Annotated in this window: 14 protein-coding genes; 7 read left to right on the forward strand and 7 right to left on the reverse strand. The window is 70.8% G+C overall.

What is annotated here, in order from left to right; all coding sequences use genetic code 11:
- Nucleotides 1-24: 24 nt before the first annotated feature.
- Nucleotides 25-1,152, reverse strand: a complete 1,128-nt coding sequence (locus tag ACPW96_RS09210) for a YlbL family protein (protein ID WP_425882818.1) — start codon at nucleotides 1,150-1,152, stop codon at nucleotides 25-27.
- Nucleotides 1,153-1,279: 127 nt separating this feature from the next.
- Between ACPW96_RS09210 and ACPW96_RS09215 the strand changes: the two genes are divergently transcribed.
- On the forward strand, nucleotides 1,280-2,758 hold the full coding sequence (locus ACPW96_RS09215) for a zinc-dependent metalloprotease (protein WP_425882819.1): 1,479 nt from the start codon (nucleotides 1,280-1,282) through the stop codon (nucleotides 2,756-2,758).
- A gap of 1,030 nt (nucleotides 2,759-3,788) precedes the next feature.
- Here the strand turns inward: ACPW96_RS09215 and ACPW96_RS09220 are convergent.
- Nucleotides 3,789-5,573, reverse strand: coding sequence for an ATP-dependent helicase (locus ACPW96_RS09220; RefSeq protein ID WP_425882820.1), 1,785 nt, complete (start codon nucleotides 5,571-5,573; stop codon nucleotides 3,789-3,791).
- On the reverse strand, nucleotides 5,552-6,469 hold the full coding sequence (nudC, locus tag ACPW96_RS09225; RefSeq protein ID WP_425882821.1) for an NAD(+) diphosphatase: 918 nt from the start codon (nucleotides 6,467-6,469) through the stop codon (nucleotides 5,552-5,554). The genes ACPW96_RS09220 and nudC overlap by 22 nt, the downstream gene beginning before the upstream one ends.
- Before the next feature lie 63 nt (nucleotides 6,470-6,532).
- Here nudC and ACPW96_RS09230 point away from each other — a divergent pair, with 63 nt between their 5' ends.
- Entirely contained in the window at nucleotides 6,533-7,819 is a 1,287-nt protein-coding gene (locus ACPW96_RS09230) for a phosphotransferase (RefSeq protein ID WP_425882822.1), read from the forward strand.
- Here the strand turns inward: ACPW96_RS09230 and ACPW96_RS09235 are convergent.
- Both ACPW96_RS09235 and ACPW96_RS09240 read right to left on the reverse strand, forming a co-directional pair.
- Complete coding sequence (locus ACPW96_RS09235) at nucleotides 7,717-11,202, reverse strand: UvrD-helicase domain-containing protein (protein WP_425882823.1); 3,486 nt, start codon at nucleotides 11,200-11,202, stop codon at nucleotides 7,717-7,719. The genes ACPW96_RS09230 and ACPW96_RS09235 overlap by 103 nt on opposite strands.
- Nucleotides 11,199-14,441, reverse strand: a complete 3,243-nt coding sequence (locus tag ACPW96_RS09240; RefSeq protein WP_425882824.1) for an ATP-dependent helicase — start codon at nucleotides 14,439-14,441, stop codon at nucleotides 11,199-11,201. The genes ACPW96_RS09235 and ACPW96_RS09240 overlap by 4 nt, the downstream gene beginning before the upstream one ends.
- A gap of 157 nt (nucleotides 14,442-14,598) precedes the next feature.
- Here ACPW96_RS09240 and ACPW96_RS09245 point away from each other — a divergent pair, with 157 nt between their 5' ends.
- Together ACPW96_RS09245 and ACPW96_RS09250 are read left to right on the forward strand one after the other, a co-directional pair.
- Nucleotides 14,599-14,823, forward strand: coding sequence for a DUF3107 domain-containing protein (locus tag ACPW96_RS09245; RefSeq protein WP_425820190.1), 225 nt, complete (start codon nucleotides 14,599-14,601; stop codon nucleotides 14,821-14,823).
- Between the two features lies 1 nt (nucleotide 14,824).
- Nucleotides 14,825-15,115, forward strand: a complete 291-nt coding sequence (locus ACPW96_RS09250; RefSeq protein ID WP_425820189.1) for a hypothetical protein — start codon at nucleotides 14,825-14,827, stop codon at nucleotides 15,113-15,115.
- A gap of 92 nt (nucleotides 15,116-15,207) precedes the next feature.
- Here the strand turns inward: ACPW96_RS09250 and ACPW96_RS09255 are convergent, their stop codons facing one another.
- Nucleotides 15,208-15,921: a ferritin-like fold-containing protein gene (locus ACPW96_RS09255; RefSeq protein ID WP_425820188.1), complete on the reverse strand. Its 714-nt coding sequence runs from the start codon at nucleotides 15,919-15,921 to the stop codon at nucleotides 15,208-15,210.
- A 190-nt stretch (nucleotides 15,922-16,111) separates the two neighbouring features.
- Here ACPW96_RS09255 and ACPW96_RS09260 point away from each other — a divergent pair, with 190 nt between their 5' ends.
- Both ACPW96_RS09260 and ACPW96_RS09265 read left to right on the forward strand, forming a co-directional pair.
- Nucleotides 16,112-17,575 (forward strand): DEAD/DEAH box helicase, encoded by a 1,464-nt coding sequence (locus ACPW96_RS09260; protein ID WP_425820187.1) that lies wholly within the window; start codon nucleotides 16,112-16,114, stop codon nucleotides 17,573-17,575.
- 119 nt (nucleotides 17,576-17,694) lie between these two features.
- Nucleotides 17,695-18,120 carry an SHOCT domain-containing protein gene (locus tag ACPW96_RS09265; protein ID WP_425882825.1) on the forward strand — a complete coding sequence of 142 codons (426 nt, stop codon included), beginning with the start codon at nucleotides 17,695-17,697 and terminating at the stop codon, nucleotides 18,118-18,120.
- Between the two features lie 107 nt (nucleotides 18,121-18,227).
- Here ACPW96_RS09265 and ACPW96_RS09270 read toward each other — a convergent pair whose 3' ends face one another.
- Nucleotides 18,228-19,097 carry a PHP domain-containing protein gene (locus ACPW96_RS09270; protein ID WP_425882826.1) on the reverse strand — a complete coding sequence of 290 codons (870 nt, stop codon included), beginning with the start codon at nucleotides 19,095-19,097 and terminating at the stop codon, nucleotides 18,228-18,230.
- Between the two features lie 83 nt (nucleotides 19,098-19,180).
- On the opposite strand from ACPW96_RS09270, the gene ACPW96_RS09275 reads away from it, so the two are divergent.
- Nucleotides 19,181-20,209 carry an endonuclease/exonuclease/phosphatase family protein gene (locus ACPW96_RS09275; RefSeq protein WP_425882827.1) on the forward strand — a complete coding sequence of 343 codons (1,029 nt, stop codon included), beginning with the start codon at nucleotides 19,181-19,183 and terminating at the stop codon, nucleotides 20,207-20,209.
- Nucleotides 20,210-20,251: the final 42 nt, after the last annotated feature.

Here is a 20,251-nt window from a genome sequence, read left to right on the forward strand (position 1 = left end):
TGAGGGTAAGCCGAGCGGCAGCCGTCAGCTTGCCGCGCCCGTGCAGGTGGGAAGATCCGCCACATCTCCGCCATCCGCGATGGCGTCCAGGGCCGTCATGGACTCTTCGAGAGTGCCCGTCGCGAACACCCTCAGACCGTTCGGGATGTGCCCCACGACCTCGTCGCAGTTGCTCTCCGGCGCCAGGAAGAAGTCGGCGCCCGCGGCGCGAGCCCCGTAGAGCTTCTGGCGGATGCCGCCGATCGGGCCGACCGTGCCTTCGGCGTCGATCGTGCCGGTGCCGGCGACGTTCTCGCCCCCGGTGAGCTCCTCAGGAGTCAGCGTGTCGACGATGCCGAGGGCGAACATCATGCCGGCGCTCGGACCGCCGACGTTGTCGAGCTGGATCGTGACGTCGATGGGGAACTCGTAGTCGTGGATGAGTGTGACGCCGATGATCCACGTGTCCTCGCCGTCGATCTCGCGGCTCTCCGGGGTGATCGTCACCGTTTCGTCGGAGCCGCCGCGACGGATGTTCAGCTCCACCGGCTGGCCTTCGCCGGCGCGGATGATCTCGCGAAGGGTCTCGGCGTCGGCCACGGGCGTCCCGTTGGCAGAGACGATGACATCGTCCGGCTCGAGCACCCCCTCGGCCGGGGATCCTTCGACGAGCTCCACGACCCGCACGGACGATTCCACGTCGTAGCCGAGTTCGGTGAGCGCGGCGGCCGTGGCCTCCTGCTGCGAATCCACCATCAGCGTCGCGTTCTGCTCGTTGCGCTCATCGCTGGACTGGCCTTCGGGAAACACCGATGCCAGGGGCACGACCGCCTTGGAGGGGTCGAACCAGGCGCTGGCCAGTTCGAACCACGACGGAGTCCGCTCGCGGTTGCCGACCACCTGGACGGTCGTCAGATCCAGGCTGCCGGAGGTCTCGAACGTCTCGGCACCCTCGACCGAGATGAGCGGCACCTGGGTCCCGTCGGCGGCGGTCGCCGTGCCCAGCGTGTTGTATACGGGTCCGGGGCGCTGGATCACGTAGGACGTGGGCAGGAACGTGATGATGAGCAGCACGACGAGCGCCACCGTGAGCGCCCAGAGACCGACGATCGTGCCGCGGGGCAGCCGCTTCTTGGGCGCCGGCACGACGGCCACGGTCTCATCGATCAGCACCACGCGATACCTTCCCGGCTGGTCGTTCGCGACCGGCGTAAGGCGAGGGGTTCGCCGCCGGCGAGTGCGACGACTCGTGCGACTAGCGTAGAGGCCGACGGTGATACGCGGCTGAAAGGCGGCTGAAGTGGCAGACGATGACCGGACTCCCGAAGAGGAGTTCCAGGAGCTGATGCGTCAGCTGTTCGGCGCGGCGGGAGGGAACCTCGACGCGGAGCAGCTGTCCAAGCTGTCCGGCATGGACATCGACCCCGCGATGATGGCGACGGTCATGCAGCACCTGCAGAGCGCCTTCGCTGGCAGCGGCACCGGTGGGATCTCGTGGGACCTCACCAAGCGGCAGGCGCTCCACATCGCGAACCAGGACGGCCTGAGCGTCACGTCCGGCCAGCGCACCGACCTCGACCAGGCGTTCGTGCTCGCCGGGCTCTGGCTGAGCGAGGCGACGGAGATCGCCGAGCTCGCGTCTCCACCCCGCGCCATGACACGCGGCCAGTGGGTGGAGGAGACTCTTCCCGTGTGGCAGGAGCTCGCCGAGCCCGTCGCCAACAGCATCGCCGACGCGCTCACGGCGGCCCTGGAGCAGCAGGCGCCGGAAGAGCTCAAGGGCGTCGTCGAGGGCGCCGGCCGCCTGATGCGCAACGTCGGCGGGTCGCTGTTCGCCACGCAGCTCGGTCACGTGGTCGGCCGGCTCTCCACCGAGGTGGTCAGCGGCGGCGACGTGGGCATCCCCGTCATGCCCTCGGGCGAGGCGGCCATACTCCCCCAGAACTTCGCCGAGATCGGGCGCGGACTCGACATCCCGGACGACCAGCTCGCGCTCTTCATCGCGGCCCGCGAGCTCGCGCACGCGCGCCTCTTCCGGCACGCGAAGTGGCTGCGGCTGCATGTCATCTCGCAGGTCACGGAGTATGCCCGCGGCATTCACGTCGACACGGATGCCCTCGAAGAGCTGGCTTCGAGGTTCGACCCCAGCGAACCCGACGAGCTGCGCCAGGCGCTCGAGAGCGGCGTGCTGCTCCCCCGCCAGTCCGACGCGCAGAAGGTGGCCCTCGATCGCCTTGAGAACCTCCTGGCGACGATCGAGGGATGGGTCGACGTCGTCACGACCGACGCCACGTCGCGGCTGCCGGACGCCGACCGCATCGGCGAGACCGCCCGGCGTCGTCGCGCGGTCGGCGGTCCCGCGGAGCAGGCGCTCGGCGCGCTCGTGGGCCTTCAGCTGCGTCCGCGCAGGCTTCGCGAAGCGGCGGCCATGTGGCGGGCGGTCACGGATGCCGTCGGCATCGGCGCCCGGGACGCACTGTGGGACTACCCGGACCTCATGCCGATGGCGACGGACATCGACGATCCGTCGGGCCTCATCGCGCGCCTGCAGGCGCGAGCGCGCGGCGAGGAGCCCGTGCAGGACGAGATGGACGACGCCCTTGCCCGGCTGCTGGCCGGCGAGGACGACGCGCCCGGTGATTCCGGTGGTGCCGGGGGCGGTGGCGCCGAGGACGGTGGCGCCGAGGACGGTGGCGATGCGCCGGCGGCGGATGCCGGGCCGGACCACGGCGATGCGCCACAGTCGGATGCCGGGCCGGAGGATCCCCGGCCGGTGTAGGCCACGCTCGTTGTCGGCCCTGGCATCGGACCCCGGGCTTCGCCGGTGCCACCAACTTCGGAAGATGTGACCAAGTTCGGCTCATCTCGCCCAGGACGCCCGAAATCGGCGACATGCTCCGAGGACGGTGTTCTCGTCGTCGGGCCCCGCCATGGGACCCCGGGCTTCGCCGGTGCCACCAACTTCGGAAGATGTAATCAACTTCGGCTCATCTGGGCCTGGATGCCCGAAGTCCGCGACATTCTCCGAAGATGGTGTTCGCATCGTCTCCTCCCCAGGTGACGTAGGCCGCGGCAAAGCGGTCTGGACGCTGTGGAGAACCGCCGGGGCCATCGGAGGCGCGCCAGACTCGGCCCCATGACCACGGTGCTGCGCCTCGATCCCGCCTACCCCACCCTCTGGCGCGGGCCGGCATCCCTGCAGTTCGGCATCCAGCCCGTCGCCGTGGTCGATGACCCGACGCCGTGGCAGCAGCGCCTCCTCACCGAACTGGATCGGGGCATCCCCGACACGGCACTTCTCGACCTGGCCGACGCCTTCGGGGTTCCCGATCGAGAGGTGCGCGACTTCGTCGCCACCCTCGACCGCGTGCTGCTGGCCCGCGACGCGGTCGGCGCACCTCCCCTTGCCGTGGCCGTACGTGCCGATCGCGACGTCGACCGGGACGTGCGCGAGGCGATCCGGCAGTCGTTGCAGAGCGCGGGGATCACGCCGCACGATGTCGCGGCGGACGAACAGCCCCGGCCGGGGCTGCCCGTGCTGCTGATCGCCCAGCACATCGTCGAGCCGCGCTCGGCGGCCGCCCTCACGCGGGACGACATCCACCACCTGCCGTTGGTGTTCTCCGGCGGCCAGGCGACCATCGGCCCGTACGTTCAGCCCGGCGTCACGGCATGCCTCGCATGCGCGCACGCACATCGTCGCGATGCCGACCCGGACTGGCCGATGCTCGCGGCTCAGCTGATCGGTCGCCGTGTCGCCACGGTTCCCATGTCGCTCGCCGCGGAAGCCGGAGGCCTCGCGGCTCGCCTCATGCGCGCGGGCGCGACCGCTCCGGACCAGCCGCAGCGGTCGGTGACTCTGAGCGCTGCTTCCGCACGACGGGTATGGACGACGCACCGGCCGCACGCAGAGTGCGGGTGCCGATCTCTGCAAGGAAGCGAGAGGGATTTCGCGCCGACCGCCCTTGGCCCCGCGACCACGACAGCGAGAGGGTTCGCGCGGCACGCGTGATGCCGACGTAGGCGAGCCGACGCTCCTCGTCGACCGCCTCGAAGGTGGAGGCGTACGAGATCGGCAGCAGCCCCTCGGCGAACCCGACGATGTGCACGTGCCGCCACTCGAGGCCTTTCGCCGCGTGCAGCGTCGAGAGCGTCACGGTCCGCAGCTCCGGTTCGTGCTGGTCGCGGGCTCGCGCCATCAGCATGTCGGTGAAGGTTCGCAGGTCGGTATCCGGAGGCGCCGCCTCGGCCAGACGGAGCAGGGCCATCCGCGCCTCCCAGGCATCGCGCAGCGCGCCGCCGGCCGGTGGCGGGTCCTCGGCGAGGCCGAGCGAACGCAGCACGTCCCGCACCGCAGCCAGGAACGAGGTCTCGACGGGGGCGACGGATGCCCCGCGCAGCGCCATGACGGCTTGCCGTATCTCGGGCATGTCGAAGAAGCGCTTGCCGCCGAGCACCGTTGCCGCGACCCCCCGTGCGGCCAGCGCCTGCTGCAGCACGGCGGACTGCCCATGCGAGCGGTACAGCACCGCGATGTGCTCGCCGGGGATCCCCGTGGCGAGCTGGGTCTGAATCGCCTGAGCCACCCCATCGGCCTCGTCGCGGTCATCGTCGAATGCGGTGACCGTCGGCGTGGGCGATGACGCTTCGCCCTTCGCCGCATGCAGTTCCAGAGCCCCCGGCCGGCCCCGCATCAGCTCGTTCGCCACCGCGAGCACCGCGGCATCCGACCGGTAGTTCGTCTCGAGCCGCACGATCCGCGCATCCTCGTGCCGGCTCGCGAACTCCAGCAGGAAGCGGGCGTCCGCGCCCGCGAACGAATAGATCGTCTGGCTGGCGTCGCCGACGACGCAGACGTCCCGACGGTCGCCCACCCACAGCTCCAGCAGCCGGTGCTGCAAAGGCGAGACGTCCTGGAACTCATCGACCGTGAAGTGCCGGTACTGCTCGTGCACGGCGTGGGCGACGCGCGGTTCGGCTTCGAGCATCCCGGCGCACGCGAGCAGCACATCTTCGAAGTCGAGCTGGCGGCGTTCGTCCTTGAGCTTCTCGTACGCGGTCTGCAGGCTGACCACCACCGCAGGGCCGATGCGGCCGACGCCACGTTCGAGCGCGGCGTACTGCTCGATGCTGCGCATGGTGACCTTGCGCCACTCGATCTCCGACGCGACGTCGCGCAGGGTCGGCGTGTCGAGGTTGAGGCCGATGCCATCGGCCGCGTGTGCGAGCAGACGCACCTTGTTGTCGACGATCTTCGGCGCCGTGTCGCCCGCCAGCGTCGGCCAGAAGTAGTTGAGCTGCGCGAGCGCCGCGGAGTGGAAGGTACGAGCCGCGACGCCCTCCACCCCGAGGTTGCGAAGGCGTCCCCGCATCTCACCGGCGGCCTTCGAGGTGAAGGTGACGGCCATCACGCGGCCAGGCGAGTAGGCCCCCGTGTCCACGCCATGCGCGATGCGGTGCGTGATGACGCGGGTCTTCCCGGTGCCCGCACCGGCCAGCACGCAGACGGGTCCGCGCAGCGCCGTCACCGCCTCGAGCTGCCGTTCATCGAGGCCCTGCAGCGCAAGATCGATCACGCCGCCCCCGCGTGCCACGACGCGATGAGGCTGCGAGCGATGGATGCCGGTCCCGGCAGAGCGATCTCGCTCCTGCCCTCGAGCGCGTCGCCGATCTCCGCCCGCGTGAACCAGCGCACCTGCAGGATCTCAGCTCCATCGGCTTCCGCCTCGGCGTCATCCACCGCCGTCGCATGGAAGCCGACCATCAGCGAACGAGGATACGGCCACGCCTGGGAACCGTGATAGCGGATTGCGCGCACGCGCACTCCCGCCTCTTCGTGGATCTCGCGCGAGACGGTGGCCTCGAGAGACTCGCCGGCTTCGACGAAGCCCGCGAAGCAGGAGAAGCGGTTCCCGCCCCAGAGGGCGTTCGATCCCAGGAGCAGTCGATCCCCGTCCTCGCTGCCGATCGCGACGATCACCGCGGGGTCCGTGCGGGGGAAGTGCTCGCGCCCGCAGGCGGGACACCGGCGGCTCCAGCCGGCCTTGATGGTCTCGGTGCGCGTGCCGCAGGCGGGACAGAACGGGGCGTCGAGAAGCCATCGCCCGAGGCTCAGCCCCTCGACGAAGACGCCCGCGTCGAAGTCCGGCAGCCCGCCGCCGACCGCGCGCAGCGCGCCCCAGCCGTGCGGGGCTTCCACCGGCTCATCGGCATCGCGGGGAAAGGCGGCCAGCAGCATAGCGGCGCCGTCGGCGTCGCGTCCGAGGAACGCCCACTCGCCGCCCGGTGCCACGGCGTCCGGGGACGAGTACCGCATAGCCGATCCGTCCGCATCCGCGAGCGGCGCGGCATCCCCTCGCAGGACCAGGACGCGGCTGCCGGCATCCGCCTGCGCCGATGACAGAAGGCCCTCGGTCTCCCGCTCGTCGCCTCGGCGATCGAGATCCGCGCGTGCCAGCGGAGGAGAGACCGGATCGGGGGGCACTGTCATCGACTCCCTCTCTCACGGGCGTGGCGCGGAGGCTCTTCCCCGCGACCGACCTACCCTGAAGGCATGGCACGCTCACTCCTCACTTTAGCCGCGTCGGTCACGTCGGCAGTGCCCGGAGCATCGGTCTCCGGTGTGGGCTCGCTGACGTCCGGTGGAGCCGGGCGCTGTGATTCGGCCGTGGTCTCGCTCGCCGACGGGACGAGCGTCATCGTGCGTGCCCCGGTCGATGCGACGGCAGCCCGCGAGCTCGCCGCCGAGGCCCTCGCACTGCGCGCCCTGACACCCGGCGTGCGGGAGCTGCTTGGCTTCCGCGCCCCTCGACTTCTCGGGGAGGCGGGCCTGGGCGACGCACGTGCGCTCGTCTGCGACATGCTGCCCGGGTTCCACATCGACGCCGCCCACATTCCTCCGGGTGAGGGGGCAGCGACATCCATCGGCTACGCCCTTGCATCCCTGCACGCGCTCCCCCACTCCGTCGTCCGCGCCGAGGGGCTCCCTCAGCGAACTCCCGAAGAGGCTCGGGATGACGTCCGCACGGTGATCGACCGGGCGGGCGCGACGGGCCGGCTGCCGGTGCGCCTCACCGTCCGCTGGCGCGACGCCGTCGAGGCCGACGCACTGTGGCGCTTCGAGTCCACGGTCACCCTCGGCGGCGCGGCCGCCTCCTCGTTCCTCTACCAGGACACCGACATGGGACCCGCCGTCACCGGCGTGCTGGACTGGCATGGCCTCTCCGTCGGCGACCCCGCGGTGGATCTGCGCTGGCTGGCCTCGGCTCCAGAGGCTTCGGACGACATCTACGCCGCCTACTCCGCCGCAGCGCACCGCTCCCCCGATGCCTTCGTGCAGACCCGGGCGCGCCTGTACGCCGAGCTCGAGTTCGCGCAGTGGCTGGTGCACGGCTCAGACGCACACCGGCCCGACGTCGTGGATGACGCCACCGCGCTGCTGGACGCCCTGGCCGACGGCGTGGGTGCCGACTCGCTCCTCGACCCCGGAGCGGCGACGTCCGGCGGCGTCGACGACGCGATCGCCCTGCTCGCCAGCGTTCCGGAGCCCGCCGCTGCGAGCGATGTCGACACGTCGATGCAGACCGACGCCTACGACCCCGAGATGATCTCCCTCTTCAGCGCGAGCGAGCGGGAGCATTCCGCGGGCGCTCGGTCCGGGGTCACCGGTCGACCCGCCCCCGATGAGGACGTGTCAACGGCGCCGATCGACATCTCGGCGTGGATCGATGCCAAGACTCACTCCTCCGACGCCGATGGCAACGGCGACGACGAAGAGGTCGAAGCCGAGCGGGCGGCCCGGGCCGCGATCCACCGCTGGGCGAGTTCGGGCTCCGAGTAGATCCGATCGCCGCGTACGACGAGGTCATCGCCCACGTAGTACAGCGCTACGTCGATGTCTTCCAGCGGCACCCCGCGCGCTCGGTGATAGGCCAGCCGGTACAGGGCGAGCTGCAGCATCCGCTCCTCCCTCTCGGCCGCCGTCCGCGGCGGCCGGCCGGTCTTCCAATCCACGATCTCGATGCGCCCGCCGCGGTCCTCCCGCCGGTAGACCGCGTCGAGTTTGCAGATCACGACACGGGCACCGTCCGATCCGGCGTTCAGCACGAAGTCGATCTCGGTCTCGACCTCGAGGGGAGCAAGCGGCGCCCATTCGGATCGCTCGAAGATCTCTCGCAGTCGCGCGAGTTCGGCGGCATCCTCAGCCGAGGCATCCGTGGCCGCCGCGTCGTCGACGAACTCGTCGTCGTCGAGCTCCCACAGTGGATCATCCGGCGCGGCGGCTGTTCCCACGACTCCTGAACGATGCTCCACCCAGGCGTGGAACAGGGTGCCGAGGCGCGTCTGGCGGTAGGGACGCTCGGGCATCGGCCGGGCGATCGACGCCGTCGTGCCGGCGAAGTCGGTCACGTAGTCCTTGAATCGCGACGCCGGAATGCGGGTCGGGGCGTCGGGTGCGACCGGATGCCGGAGGGCCTCCCGCTCGGCGAGAAGAAGCGCCACGTCGGCCGAAGGCTCTCCCCGGGGCGCCGCGATCGCGCTCTGCACCGCAGAGGCCGCCGCCTCCACGGCGCGCCGACGGCTGCCGAGCGCGTCGAAGGGCCACTCCAGCAGCCGACGCCGCCCGACGTAGGGGTTCTCGCCCGCCGTGATCTTGAAGCCCTCCCGGCCGATGGCCCGGGTGATCTCATCGAAGTACGGCGCCGGGTCCCGCGACTCCTTGTTGCCGGCCCAGCTGGAGCCGGAGATCAGCAGGTGATCCTTGGCGCGCGTCACCGCCACATACGCCAGACGGCGCTCCTCCTCGCGCTGCCGCGCCCGGTTGGCATCCACGAACGCCGTCAGGTTCTGCTTCAGATCCTGCTGAGTCGGCGCATCCTCCCGACTCCAGGCGAATTCGGGCAGCCATGGCGCGTCCCCCCGGAAGGAGTTGGGAAGCACGCCGAATCCGAGCCACCCCTTGGTGTCCCGCGGCGCCGACGGCAGTTCGCCCTCGACCACGCGCACGACGGCGACGGCGTCCCATTCGAGGCCCTTCGAGCCGTGGATGGTGAGCAGCTGCACGACATCGTCCTCGGGCGGTTCGGTGCGGGGCGCGAACTCGTCGAGCTGCTCGGCGTGGTCGAGCCATGCGAGCAGGCTTGCGATGGATCCGGACTCGTCGGTGGCGAGGAAGGCGTGCACCTCGTCGACGAAGGCGCGAAGCTGAGCGGATGCGACACGTGCGGAGCCGGTCATCTCATTGGCCGCCAGTTCGATGTCCAGACGCAGCTCGAGCTCGATGAGGCGCACCAGCTCCGGGATGGGAAGCCCGACCGACGCCCGCAGGCCGGCGATCACTGCGCCGGCCTCACGCAGGCGTTCACGCGCCTCGGGCGTGAATCCGGTGAGCCATCCATGGTCGTCGGGGTGCCGACGAACGAAATCCAGCGCCTCGATGAGGGATCCCTGCTCATCGCCCGCCGATGACCGCATGCGCGCCGCCACCTCCGGCGCGAGGGGCTGCAAGGCGAAGTCATGGCGGGCGATGCGCTCGGCCAGTGCCGAAAGTGTGCGCAGGTCGGCGAGTCCGATCGCCCATCGCGGCCCCGACAGCAGGCGGATCAGCGCCGAGCCCGCGGCCGGATCCTGCAGGACGCGCAGCGCGCTGACGACATCCACCACCTCCGGCGTCGTGAGCAGGCCGCCGAGGCCGAGGATCCGGCTCGGGATCTCGGCCGCCGACAGCGCCTCCCTCAACCGCACCATGTGCCTTTTGCTGCGGAACAGCACGGCGCCGGTGGTCGAACGCCCGGCGGCGGCCCGATCCCGGCGCACCGAGGCGAACCACGCGGCGACACGGTCTGCCTCAGCGTCGAGGTCGGCCTCGAAGATGATCTCGAGGGCTCCCTCCGGAGCACCGGGACGCGGCCGCAGTTCGCGCACCGGCACGGGGCTGGTGGCCGCCAGGGGCTGCAGCACGGCGTTGGCGGCGTCGAGCACCACGCGGCTGTTGCGCCAGCTCGTCATCAGCGCGAACTCGCGGGAGCCGCCCGCGGGCGCGAACGCTGCGGCGAAGCCCCCGAGGTTGCCGGCGCTCGCCCCGCGCCACCCATAGATGGACTGGTGCGGGTCGCCGACGGCCATCACGGCGGTGTCGTGGAAGAGCGCCGCCAGAAGATCGGTCTGCGCGACCGAGGTGTCCTGGTACTCATCGAGGAGCACGACCCGGTAGCGACTGCGCAGCTCCTCGCCGACCGCCGGGTGGGATCGAACGACTCCCAGGGCGCCCGCCACCTGGTCGGAGTAGTCCAGCACGCCGAGCCTGCGCTTCTCGCTGTTGTAGGCACGCGCGAGATCCGCGAGCACGGACAGTCCTTCGACCTTCGATGCGGCCGTGGCGATGTCCGCGTAGACACTCACGCGCGCCGACGTCGACGGGCGATCAAGCACGTCCGCGAACGACTCCGGAAAGGCGGCGATGTCGTCGAGCTCCGCCAGGTTGTCGACCGCGTCGCGAGCGATGCGGAGCGCGCCGTCGATCAGCGTGCTGAGCGCCTCGGTGCGGGATTCCAGGCGCGGATCATCGGACGCGAGCACCACCTTGCGCATCTTCAGCCATGCCGCTGATTCGGACAGGATCGCGGCCTCCGCATCCCGCCCGAGGAGCACCGCGTTCTCCCGCACGATCTGATCGGCGAAGCTGTTGTACGTCGCGACCGTGGGGCGCAGCAGCAGGTCGTCGGCACCCGACGGCGCGGCGGACGGCGCGCCGGCCCGCGCCGCGAGGTCGTCCAGTCTCGACCGACGGCGCTCGGCGAAGCGCAGCTCCACCGCGCGGATGTCGCGCCCGGCCCGCGCCGCGGCATCCTTCTCCTCTTCCTCCTGCCGCTGCAGATCGAAGAACGGCGCCAGCTCGCCGCTCGCGTGCAATGAGGGAAGAGCCGGCAGCAGCCCCCGCGCCTCGAATTCCGCGAGACGAGCCAGGCGGTGCTGGATGCGCTCGGCGAGCTCTCCCGCCGCCTTGCGAGTGAAGGTGAGACCCAGCACCTCGTCTCGGCGCACGATGCCGTTCGCCACGAGCCACACCACGCGACCGGCCATCGTCTCGGTCTTGCCGCTGCCGGCACCCGCCACCACGAGGGCGGGCGCCGATTCGGACTCGATGACCGCCGCCTGTTCGGGCGTCGGCGGGAACTGTCCGAGGGCAGCGCTGATCACCCCGGCACTGAGAGCGCGGGTCACGACGCGCTCACCGCGCGCACGGTGTGGATGCGGCACAGGCCGTAGGAGTGGTCCTTGCGGCAGTGGTCCTCGTAGGGTGCGGTGAACGAAACGCCCGCCATCGTCGACGCTGCGGCTCGGACGCGTGCGAGGAAGGCGGCGCGACGCTCGTCGTCGAACGGCTGCTGGGTGGGCGTCACGAAATCCGCCTTGCTGGATGACGGCACCAGGACGAGCAGTTTCGCGCCCCCGGTCGGACGACCGTCGGTCCCCGTGATCAGCCCGGATTCGAAGGCGAGCTGGTACGCGGCGAGCTGCGGGTTGTCGGCGACCTTGGCATCGGTCTGCGGCTCGCTCTTGCCCGTCTTGAGATCGACGATCACGACATGGCCGGCGCCGCTCAGCTCGACCCGGTCGATGTACCCGCTGACGATAATGCCCGGCCCGCCGTCCTCCCCGGCAGCGGGGTCGAACGGCAGCGGGATCTCGAAGTGCGGCTCGGCGCCGATCAGCGAGCCGCCCGCCGCCTCGAACTCGCGAAGATACACGTGCAGGCGGCGCACCAGATCGCGCGCCTTCGTGAGCGACTGGCGCTCGCGCCATGCCGCGTCGAACTCGAGCTCGCCCCACCGCGCCTCGACGACCTTCCAGAGACTCTCCTGGTCGATGCCATCGGCGGTCTCCATCGCACTGTGCAGCAGAACGCCCAGACCCGCGACGGGACCTCCTCGCGTGTCACCGCCCAGGTCGGCGATCACCCAGTTGAGCTCGCACTCCTCGAGGGCGTGCAGTCGCGACGGCGACACGCGGACCCCCTCCTGCACGATGTCGCGGAGCGGAGCCGTGGTGGTGGCGGGAGCGACTCCGTACCACTCCACCGGATCGGCCCCTGCGGTGCCGGCATCCGCCAGCAGAGCCAGCTGCGAAGGAGCCGCACGTCTCGCGCCCGCCGACGCCCCCGGATCGGTGAGGGCCCGCCGGTGCTGGGCGACGAGACCGCGCAACGAGAGCGGATGCTCCTTCCCCTTCGCGCCCCGCTCCGGCTCGGGGAGGAATTCGAACAGCACGCTCGGCCCCGTGTCATCGTCATCGACCGCCGTCACCACGACGCGGTTGCGTGCACGCGAGACGGCACGCACGAACAGCCGCAGCTCGTCGTGCATCACCGTGCGTCGCCGGTCGAGCACGTCGGGCGCCGTCGAGTCGGGGGACGCCAGTGCGTCGCCCAGCCGCCATGTCTCGAGCAGTCCGCCACGCAGGCGCACGTTGGGCCAGACGCCCTCCTGCACGCCGGCAACCACAACGGTGTCGAACTCGGCGCCGAGCGCCGCGGCGGGTGTCAGCACGCGCACCGTGGACCGCGGCGGCGGTGCGGTCAGCGAGTCGTCGGCGACATCGGAGTCGAGCAGTCGGCGCACGAACACCATCGCCTCTTCGCCGGGCTCGCGCTCGACGAAGCGCTTCGCTGCCTGGAACAGAGCGACGAGCGCGTCGAGATCACGATTGGCCTGCTCTGCCAGTGGACCCGTGCCGCGGGCCGCGGCTCCCCACGCCCGCTCCAGTCCACTCGATTCCCACGCCGTCCACAGCAGGTCGTGGACAGTGGCCCCGCGTCCCAGCTGTTCCCGGACGCGGGCGAGCCCGTCGCCCACCCGCCCTCCTCGCCGAGCCTCCCGCGTGTCGATCAGGGCGAACTCCAGCGGATTCGCCAGCGCCGACCGCAGCAGCTCCCGCGCGGACCTCTCGCCGCCCTGCGCGACCTCCGCATGACGGAGGGTGGTGCGCAGCCGTCGAAGGCTCACCGGATCGAGGCCGCCGAAGGCGCCCGTGAGGGCGTCATCGACGTCGGCGGCCGTCCACGATGCGGGTTCACTGGTCGCCAGGGTGATGAGGTGCAGGATGTCGCGCACCGGCGCGCGCGTACCGAGAGCACGCCCCGGTCCGCTGGCCCTGGCCGGCACCTCGCGTGCCGCGAGCTCGGCCTCGAGGGCTGCGACCTGTCGCGTGTCATGCGCGATCACGGCGCAGGAATCCCACGCGACTCCGTCGTGCACATGCCGTTCGCGGAGCAGCCGGGCGATGAGGTCGAACTCCTCCGAGGCGGATCTCGCGATGACCGCCCGCACCGACGGGTCATCGGTAAGGCGCTGCCCCTGTGGGGCTCCGCCCCACACCCCCGGCTCGCTGGCGCGCTGCCCCTGTGGGGCTCCGCCCCACACCCCCGGCTCGCTGGCGCGGTGCCCCTCCGGCGGCGTGCGATGCGCGACGATCCCAGCCGCGCCGATGCGCTGGGTCACGCGGCGCACGAGATCGGCCTGGGCCGGCGTGCCGCGATGGGGCGCCGCCACGACGTGCGTCTCGCCGAGCACCGCGGCGAGCCGGGCGAAGTGCTCGGGCGCCGCCCCGCGGAACGCTCCAGAGCCGACATCCGGGTCGCCGAACGCCATCACGGCGATTCCGCGCCCACGACACGCCTCGAGCAGCTGGACACCACCGAGCGTCAGTTCCTGCGCGTCATCGACGAGCACGGCTCGCAGTCGGGACAGCTGCCCGAGCGATGCGGCCCCAGGCTCGGCCGTGCGGAGGATCGCCGCGGCCTCGCGAACCAGCCCCGCGGGGTCGCGGTGGGCGCCGCGCATGGCGGTGCGCACCCGCTGATACTCCGCCATGAAGGAAGCCATCGACACCCACACCGCTCGGTCCTGAGCCGACCCCAGCGCAGCAAGGGTCGGCGGCTCGATGCCGAGCGCGGCGCACTCCGCCATGAACGCCCGCACCTCGCTGCGGAACGCCTTGGACGAGCGGATGCCGGTGCCCACCCACTCTGGCCACCGGCTGTGCCCGGCCGCGGCATCCAGGTCGTCGCCCTCGAGCAGGTCCTGCACGATCTGGTCCTCGTCGGCGCCGGTCAGCAGCTGCGGCGGCTCGGCGCCCGCATGGACCTCCGACGCGCGCACCACGTGGAAGGCGAAGGACGCCACGGAGCGCGCGAGAGAACCGGGCGTCGCCGTGCCCGCCGCCAGTGCCAGCACGTCGCGGAGGTCGGTGGCGCTCTGCCGCGACGGCGTCAGCACCAGCACCTCCTCCGGTTCGAGCTGCTCGTCCAGCAGTCGCTCCACCCGTGCCACGAGCGTCGTGGTCTTGCCCGTTCCCGGAGCACCGACCACAACGGCGGACGCATCGGCCGGCAGCTCCACAACCGCCCGCTGTGCGGCATCCAGGGTGCTCTGCCGAGCCACGCGAGCGCCCTGGGAAGTCATGCCTTCAACGCTACCTGCGCGCTCCGACACCGCTCCTCGGACAGGCCGGAGAGCGTTCGCCCTCAGCGTTGCCGACACGGCCGAGGCCTCACCGGCGGTGTCGTAGAGTTGCCGTGTCGCCCCGGGTGGGGCGCGCGCTACGAAAGGCAGTCATCCCGTGGAGATCCGCATCGGCATCACCAACACCGGTCGCGAGCTGAGCTTCGACACTTCCGAATCGGCGGACAGCTTGAAGAAGTCCGTCGCCAGCGCGCTGGATTCCGGATCGACGCATCTGACCTTCACCGACGTCAAGGGCAACCAGTACGTCGTCCCCACGGCGGGCCTTGCCTACATCGAGATCGGCAGCGAGGAGTCGCGCCGCGTGGGGTTCGTGGCCTGACGTGCTGATCCTGCTCGCGCTGATCGCCGGCGCCGTCGCCGGGATGGTGCTGCACTTCGTGCTGCCTCACCGCTCCACTCGCGGTGTGGTGCTGGCCCCCGCGATCGGCGCAGCCACCGCCGGGGTGCTCTACACCGTCCTGCAGTGGGCGGGTCTCGCCGAGGACAACCCGTGGCTGTGGGCGGCGTCCATCCTGGCGCCGATCGTGGTGACCTACGTCGCCGTGAGCATTCTCAGCCGCTCGCGCATCGCCCACGACACCCGCGAGCGCACGCGCCTCGGCATCGCCTGATCACGCCGCGTCTGACCGCGGCTACGCCGCTGCGCCCGCTCGCGCTACGCCGCTGCGCCCGACCGCGGCTACGCCGCTGCGCCCGACCGCGGCTACGCCGCGAGGCCCATGGCGTCCATGCGGCGGGCGTGCGCGGCCATCAGCTCGGTGAACACCGGCTCGACGCGCTTCTCGTCGGCCGCGCCGAGGGTCGTCGGCCGCAGCGCGGCTCGTGCCACGAGGAGCGTGTCGCCGACGAGGCGACGCCCCCACAGCGACAGCAGCGAGCGCCACTCCTCATCGCTCTCGATCGTGGCCTGGATGATCTCCACGATCGACTGGCGGTCATCGTCGGCCTTCAGGATGCGCGCGACGCGGCGCCCCGTGTCCGCATAGCTCGACGCGAGCGCGAGGTAGAAGTCATCCAGCATGCCGGCGGTGACATGCACCGAGAGCATCGTCTCCCGCGGCCGCTTGCCGATGGTCTTGCGGCGGAAGGCGTCGAGCTGCTCCCGGAAGGGCAGCATCACCTCGGTCGGCTCCCCGCCGCGTTCCCGGATCAGCTCGACCAGTTCCCGATGCTTGGTCAGCGCCGCTCCCGCCGCACGGGAGAGCGCCTCCTTCTCGGCCAGCTCCGGCGTCGCCCGGATCAGTCGCGTGAGCGTCTCGAAGTAGCCGAGCTGGAGATACGCCGCCTGACCGAGGAACGTGTCGACTTCCGGCGCGAGTTCCTCGAAGTCCACGCGTCGCGCGTCTCCGGCATCTCCCCGTGAACGCAGGGACAGCGTTCGCCCCTCCGGGCGGCGCTGCCAGAACCACTTCACCACCCCCTCAGCCTAACGGCGCGTCGTTCCGGCGCACGGCCGCGCGTCGCGGCAGCGGCTGGGGATGGCGTCCAGACGCCTCCGGTAGGCTGGTGGCGTCCCGGCATCGGACCTGGACCCCGCGCCTGTGGCTGAGTGAAGGGCGTGGATCACCCCCTCCGGCGGATCTCACCGCCAGACAGGCATTCTCACTGTGACTACATTCGCCGACCTCGGCGTCGATCAGGACATCGTCGACGTCCTCGCCTCCAAGGGCATCGTCGACGCGTTCCCCATCCAGGAGCAGACCATCCCCCTCGGTCTCCCCGGCCAGGACATCATCGGACAGGCCAAGACCGGCACCGGAAAGACCTTCGGCTTCGGCATCCCCGTCGTCCAGCGCCTGGGCCCCGACCCCGCTCCCGGCGTCAAGGCGCTCATCGTCGTCCCGACCCGCGAGCTCTGCGTGCAGGTCTACGAAGACATCGACATGCTCACCCAGGGCCGCTCCACCAGCGTCGTCGCCATCTACGGCGGCAAGGCGTACGAGGGACAGATCGACCAGCTGAAGGCCGGCGCTCAGATCGTGGTGGGCACGCCCGGCCGCCTCATCGACCTCAACAACCAGCGTCTGCTCGACCTCTCGCACGCCACCGAGGTCGTGCTCGACGAGGCCGACAAGATGCTCGACCTGGGTTTCCTGCCCGACATCGAGAAGATCTTCCAGAAGGTCCCCGCGATCCGGCACACGCAGCTCTTCTCGGCGACGATGCCCGGTCCGATCGTGGCCATGGCCCGCCGCTTCATGTCCAACCCCGTGCACATCCGGGCGACCGACCCCGACGAGGGTCTCATGCAGGCGAACATCGAGCACCTCGTCTACCGCGCGCACTCCCTGGACAAAGAAGAGGTGATCGCGCGAATCCTGCAGGCCGACGGCCGCGGCAAGACCGTCGTCTTCACCCGCACGAAGCGTGCCGCGCAGAAGCTCGTCGACGAGCTCAACGATCGCGGATTCAACGCCGCGGCCGTGCACGGCGACATGGGTCAGGAGCAGCGCGAGCGCTCGATGGCGGCATTCAAGGCCGGCAAGAAGGACATCCTCATCGCCACGGATGTCGCCGCCCGCGGCATCGACGTGGACGACGTGACCCACGTCATCAACCACACCATCCCCGATGACGACAAGACCTACCTGCACCGCGCGGGGCGGACGGGCCGCGCCGGCAAGACCGGTATCGCCGTCACGTTCGTCGACTGGGACGACCTCCACAAGTGGGCGCTCATCAACCGCGCGCTCGAGTTCGGCAAGCCCGAGCCCGTCGAGACGTACTCGTCGAGCCCGCACCTCTACGAGGACCTGAACATCCCGGCCGGCACCAAGGGTCGCCTGGTCACCGCACCGCGCACCCAGACGATCAAGACGCAGGATGCACCGGCATCCCGCAACGGCTCCCCGCGGGGCACCCGCAGCCGCACCCGCGCCGCAGGTCGAGGACCCGCTCAGGCCGAAGGCGATCTCGTCCCGGCCGAGCATGGCCATCCCACCAACACGGATGGTCCCGTCGAAGGCGGCGGCACCCACGACGGCGGCGGAACCGAGCACCACGACGGCAAGGCGCCCTCGCAGCGCCGGCGTCGGCGCCGTCGCGGAGCCAGCGCGGCACCGCAGGCCTGACCCGCGCCGACGCTGAGCGGGGACACGCGAGGACGCACATCGGGCACGACCGACCACGGCGCTGGGGTGATTCCAGGCGCGATGTGCGCCCCAAGACCTCGTCGAAAGAAGGCATGTCCGTGCGGTTCATCGAAGCTCAAACCATTCAATACCAGGGATTCTGGGGATCCATCGGTGACCTCATCTGGTGGTTCCTCTGGGCCTTCATCTTCATCACCTATCTGTTCGCGCTGTTCGCCGTCATCGGCGACCTCTTCCGTGACCACAAGCTCAACGGCTGGGCGAAGGCGATCTGGATCATCGCGCTGATCTTCTTCCCGTTCCTGACTCTGTTCGTCTACCTCATCGCCCGTGGCGGTGGCATGGCGGAGCGCGGCGCCGCACAGGCCGCGCAGATGCGCGATGCCCAGGCGAAGTACATCAAGTCCGTCGCCACGTCGTCGAGCCCGTCCGAGGAGATCGCGAAGGCCAAGACCCTGCTGGACTCCGGCGCCATCACGCAGGCGGAGTTCGATGCGATCAAGTCGAAGGCGCTCGCCGGCTGACCTCGTTCTCGTGATGCGCCCCTCCTCTTGCTGAAGAGGAGGGGCGCTTCGCGTTTCGGCGCGTGAGACGACCCACGCGTCAGGACCTCAAGAGACGACGCTTCGCGTCAGGGGTAAACGGGCGAGGTTCCCGTGCCGAGGTCGATGATCCGCTGCACCATCTCGTCCGCGGTCGTGTTCTCGCCGGGAAGGTTGGGCTTGCCGAGGCCGTGGTAGTCGCTCGACCCGGTGACGATCAGGTCGCGTTCCTGCACCAGCGCCCGCAGGATCTTCTTGCCTCCCTCGGTGTTCTCCCGGTGGTCGAGCTCGAAGCCGGCGAGACCGGCGTCGATCAGCCGGTGCAGGACGTCGGGCGGCATCATACGGTCCCGTCCCGATGGTGTCGGGTGCGCGATGATCGGGACGCCGCCCGCGCCGACGATCAGCCGCACGGCGGTGAGCGGGTCCGGCGCGTAATGCGGCACGTAGTAGCCCTGGCGGGGGTTCAGGATGCCGGCGAACGCTGCGGCCCGGTCGCGCGCGAGCCCCCGTGCCACGAGCGCGTCCGCGATGTGCGGGCGTCCGACTGTGGCGTCGCCGTGCGTCTGCTCCACCACGTCATCCCAGGTCAGGTCGTAGTCGCGGGCGATCTTGTTGACGATGCGCTCGGCGCGTCCCATGCGATCGCCCCTGATCCGGTCCATCTCTGCGCGCAGGGCCGCATCATCCGGATCGAAGAGAAACGCGAGCATGTGGACGCTCCGCCACTCCTGCTTCGCCGAGAGCTCCATGCCCGGGAGGAAGGTCATCCCGAGCGAGGTCGCCGCGTCGGCCGCCTCGGCCCACCCGGACGTCGTGTCGTGGTCGGTCAGGGCGGCGGTGCGCAGCGCGTAGCGGTGGGCCGCCTGCATCACCGCGGCCGGCGGTTCGGTGCCATCGGATCGGAGGGAATGCAGGTGCAGGTCGCTCGGACCCTCCCACCGCCGCTCCCCCGTCATCCTTCGAGCGTAGCGCCGCCCCCGCCACGCCCGCGCGGCCCCGCGTTCGCCGGTTTCCCAGCCTGCTCACCTAGAGTCTCCCCGTGCTGCGCCTGTTCGGAATCCTCGCGACGGTGCTCTTCGCCATCGCCGCAGCGGTGCTGACATGGCCCCCCTTCTTCCGGCTCGAGCGCACCTATCCGATCGCGCAGATCATCTCGTTCCGCGGACTCGTCGTGGTGGGCTTCGCCGCCGCCGTGCTCGTCGCGCTGCTGCTCGCGACGTGGCGCCCGGTGCGCGGATTCGCGCTCTCGATCGCGCTCGTCGCCGGGCTCGCCGTGATCGCGAACGGGAGCGTCCTGGTCTCCCGCGGCCTCGGCGCCGACACGCTTCCCTCGGCGACCGCGACGAGCGTGCGCGTGATGACGTGGAACACGGCCGGTGAAGCCACCCCGGCGGCGGCGGTGGCTCAGACCGCGGTGACCATGGATGCCGACATCATCGCGCTCCCCGAGACCGCGGCGTCGGTCGGCGAGAACGTCGCAGTGGCGATGCGCGACCTGGGGCGCCCCATGTGGGTGCACCACGTGCAGTACAACACCGAGATCCAGAACGGCCCTCAGGCATGGGAGACGACGATCCTCATCTCCCCCGACCTCGGGGACTACTCCGTCATCGAGTCCTCGCGCGACGGGTCCAGCAACACGAACGTCGTTCCGAGCGCGGTCGCCATGCCGGTGGACGGGGACGGTCCCATCGTCGTCGCGGTGCACGCCGTCGCCCCGCGGCCGGCCTACATGGGCAGCTGGCGCGATGATCTCCGGTGGCTCGCCGATCAGTGCGCCGACAGCAACGTGATCATGGCCGGCGACTTCAACGCCACGGTCGATCACATGGGAGGACTCGGCGTCGACGGCGCAACGCTCGGCCGGTGCGATGATGCGGCCGTCGCGACCGGGAACGGGGCTGTCGGCACCTGGTCGAGCGCCCTCCCGGCGCTCGCCGGCGCGCCGATCGACCACGTGCTCTACTCGAGCCACTGGGAGCCGACGGGGTCGGTCGTCCTGCGCTCGATGGACGGCTCCGGCAGCGACCACCGCCCGCTGATCGTGCAGCTCGAGCCGACCGGCTGAGGCACGAGCCGGCGAAGCGCCCGTCGCACCTGCGTGCGACAC

The organism is Micromonospora sp. DT81.3 (genome assembly GCF_049847225.1).
Taxonomy (GTDB): Bacteria; Actinomycetota; Actinomycetes; order Actinomycetales; family Microbacteriaceae; genus Microbacterium.

Bases quoted from the DNA above. Each gene is read 5' to 3' on its own strand.
- nudC (WP_425882821.1), bottom strand. From the start codon at position 6,469: ATGACAGTGCCCCCCGATCCGGTCTCTCCTCCGCTGGCACGCGCGGAT.
- ACPW96_RS09230 (WP_425882822.1), top strand. From the start codon at position 6,533: ATGGCACGCTCACTCCTCACTTTAGCCGCGTCGGTCACGTCGGCAGTG.
- ACPW96_RS09240 (WP_425882824.1), bottom strand. From the start codon at position 14,441: ATGACTTCCCAGGGCGCTCGCGTGGCTCGGCAGAGCACCCTGGATGCC.
- ACPW96_RS09270 (WP_425882826.1), bottom strand. From the start codon at position 19,097: ATGACGGGGGAGCGGCGGTGGGAGGGTCCGAGCGACCTGCACCTGCAT.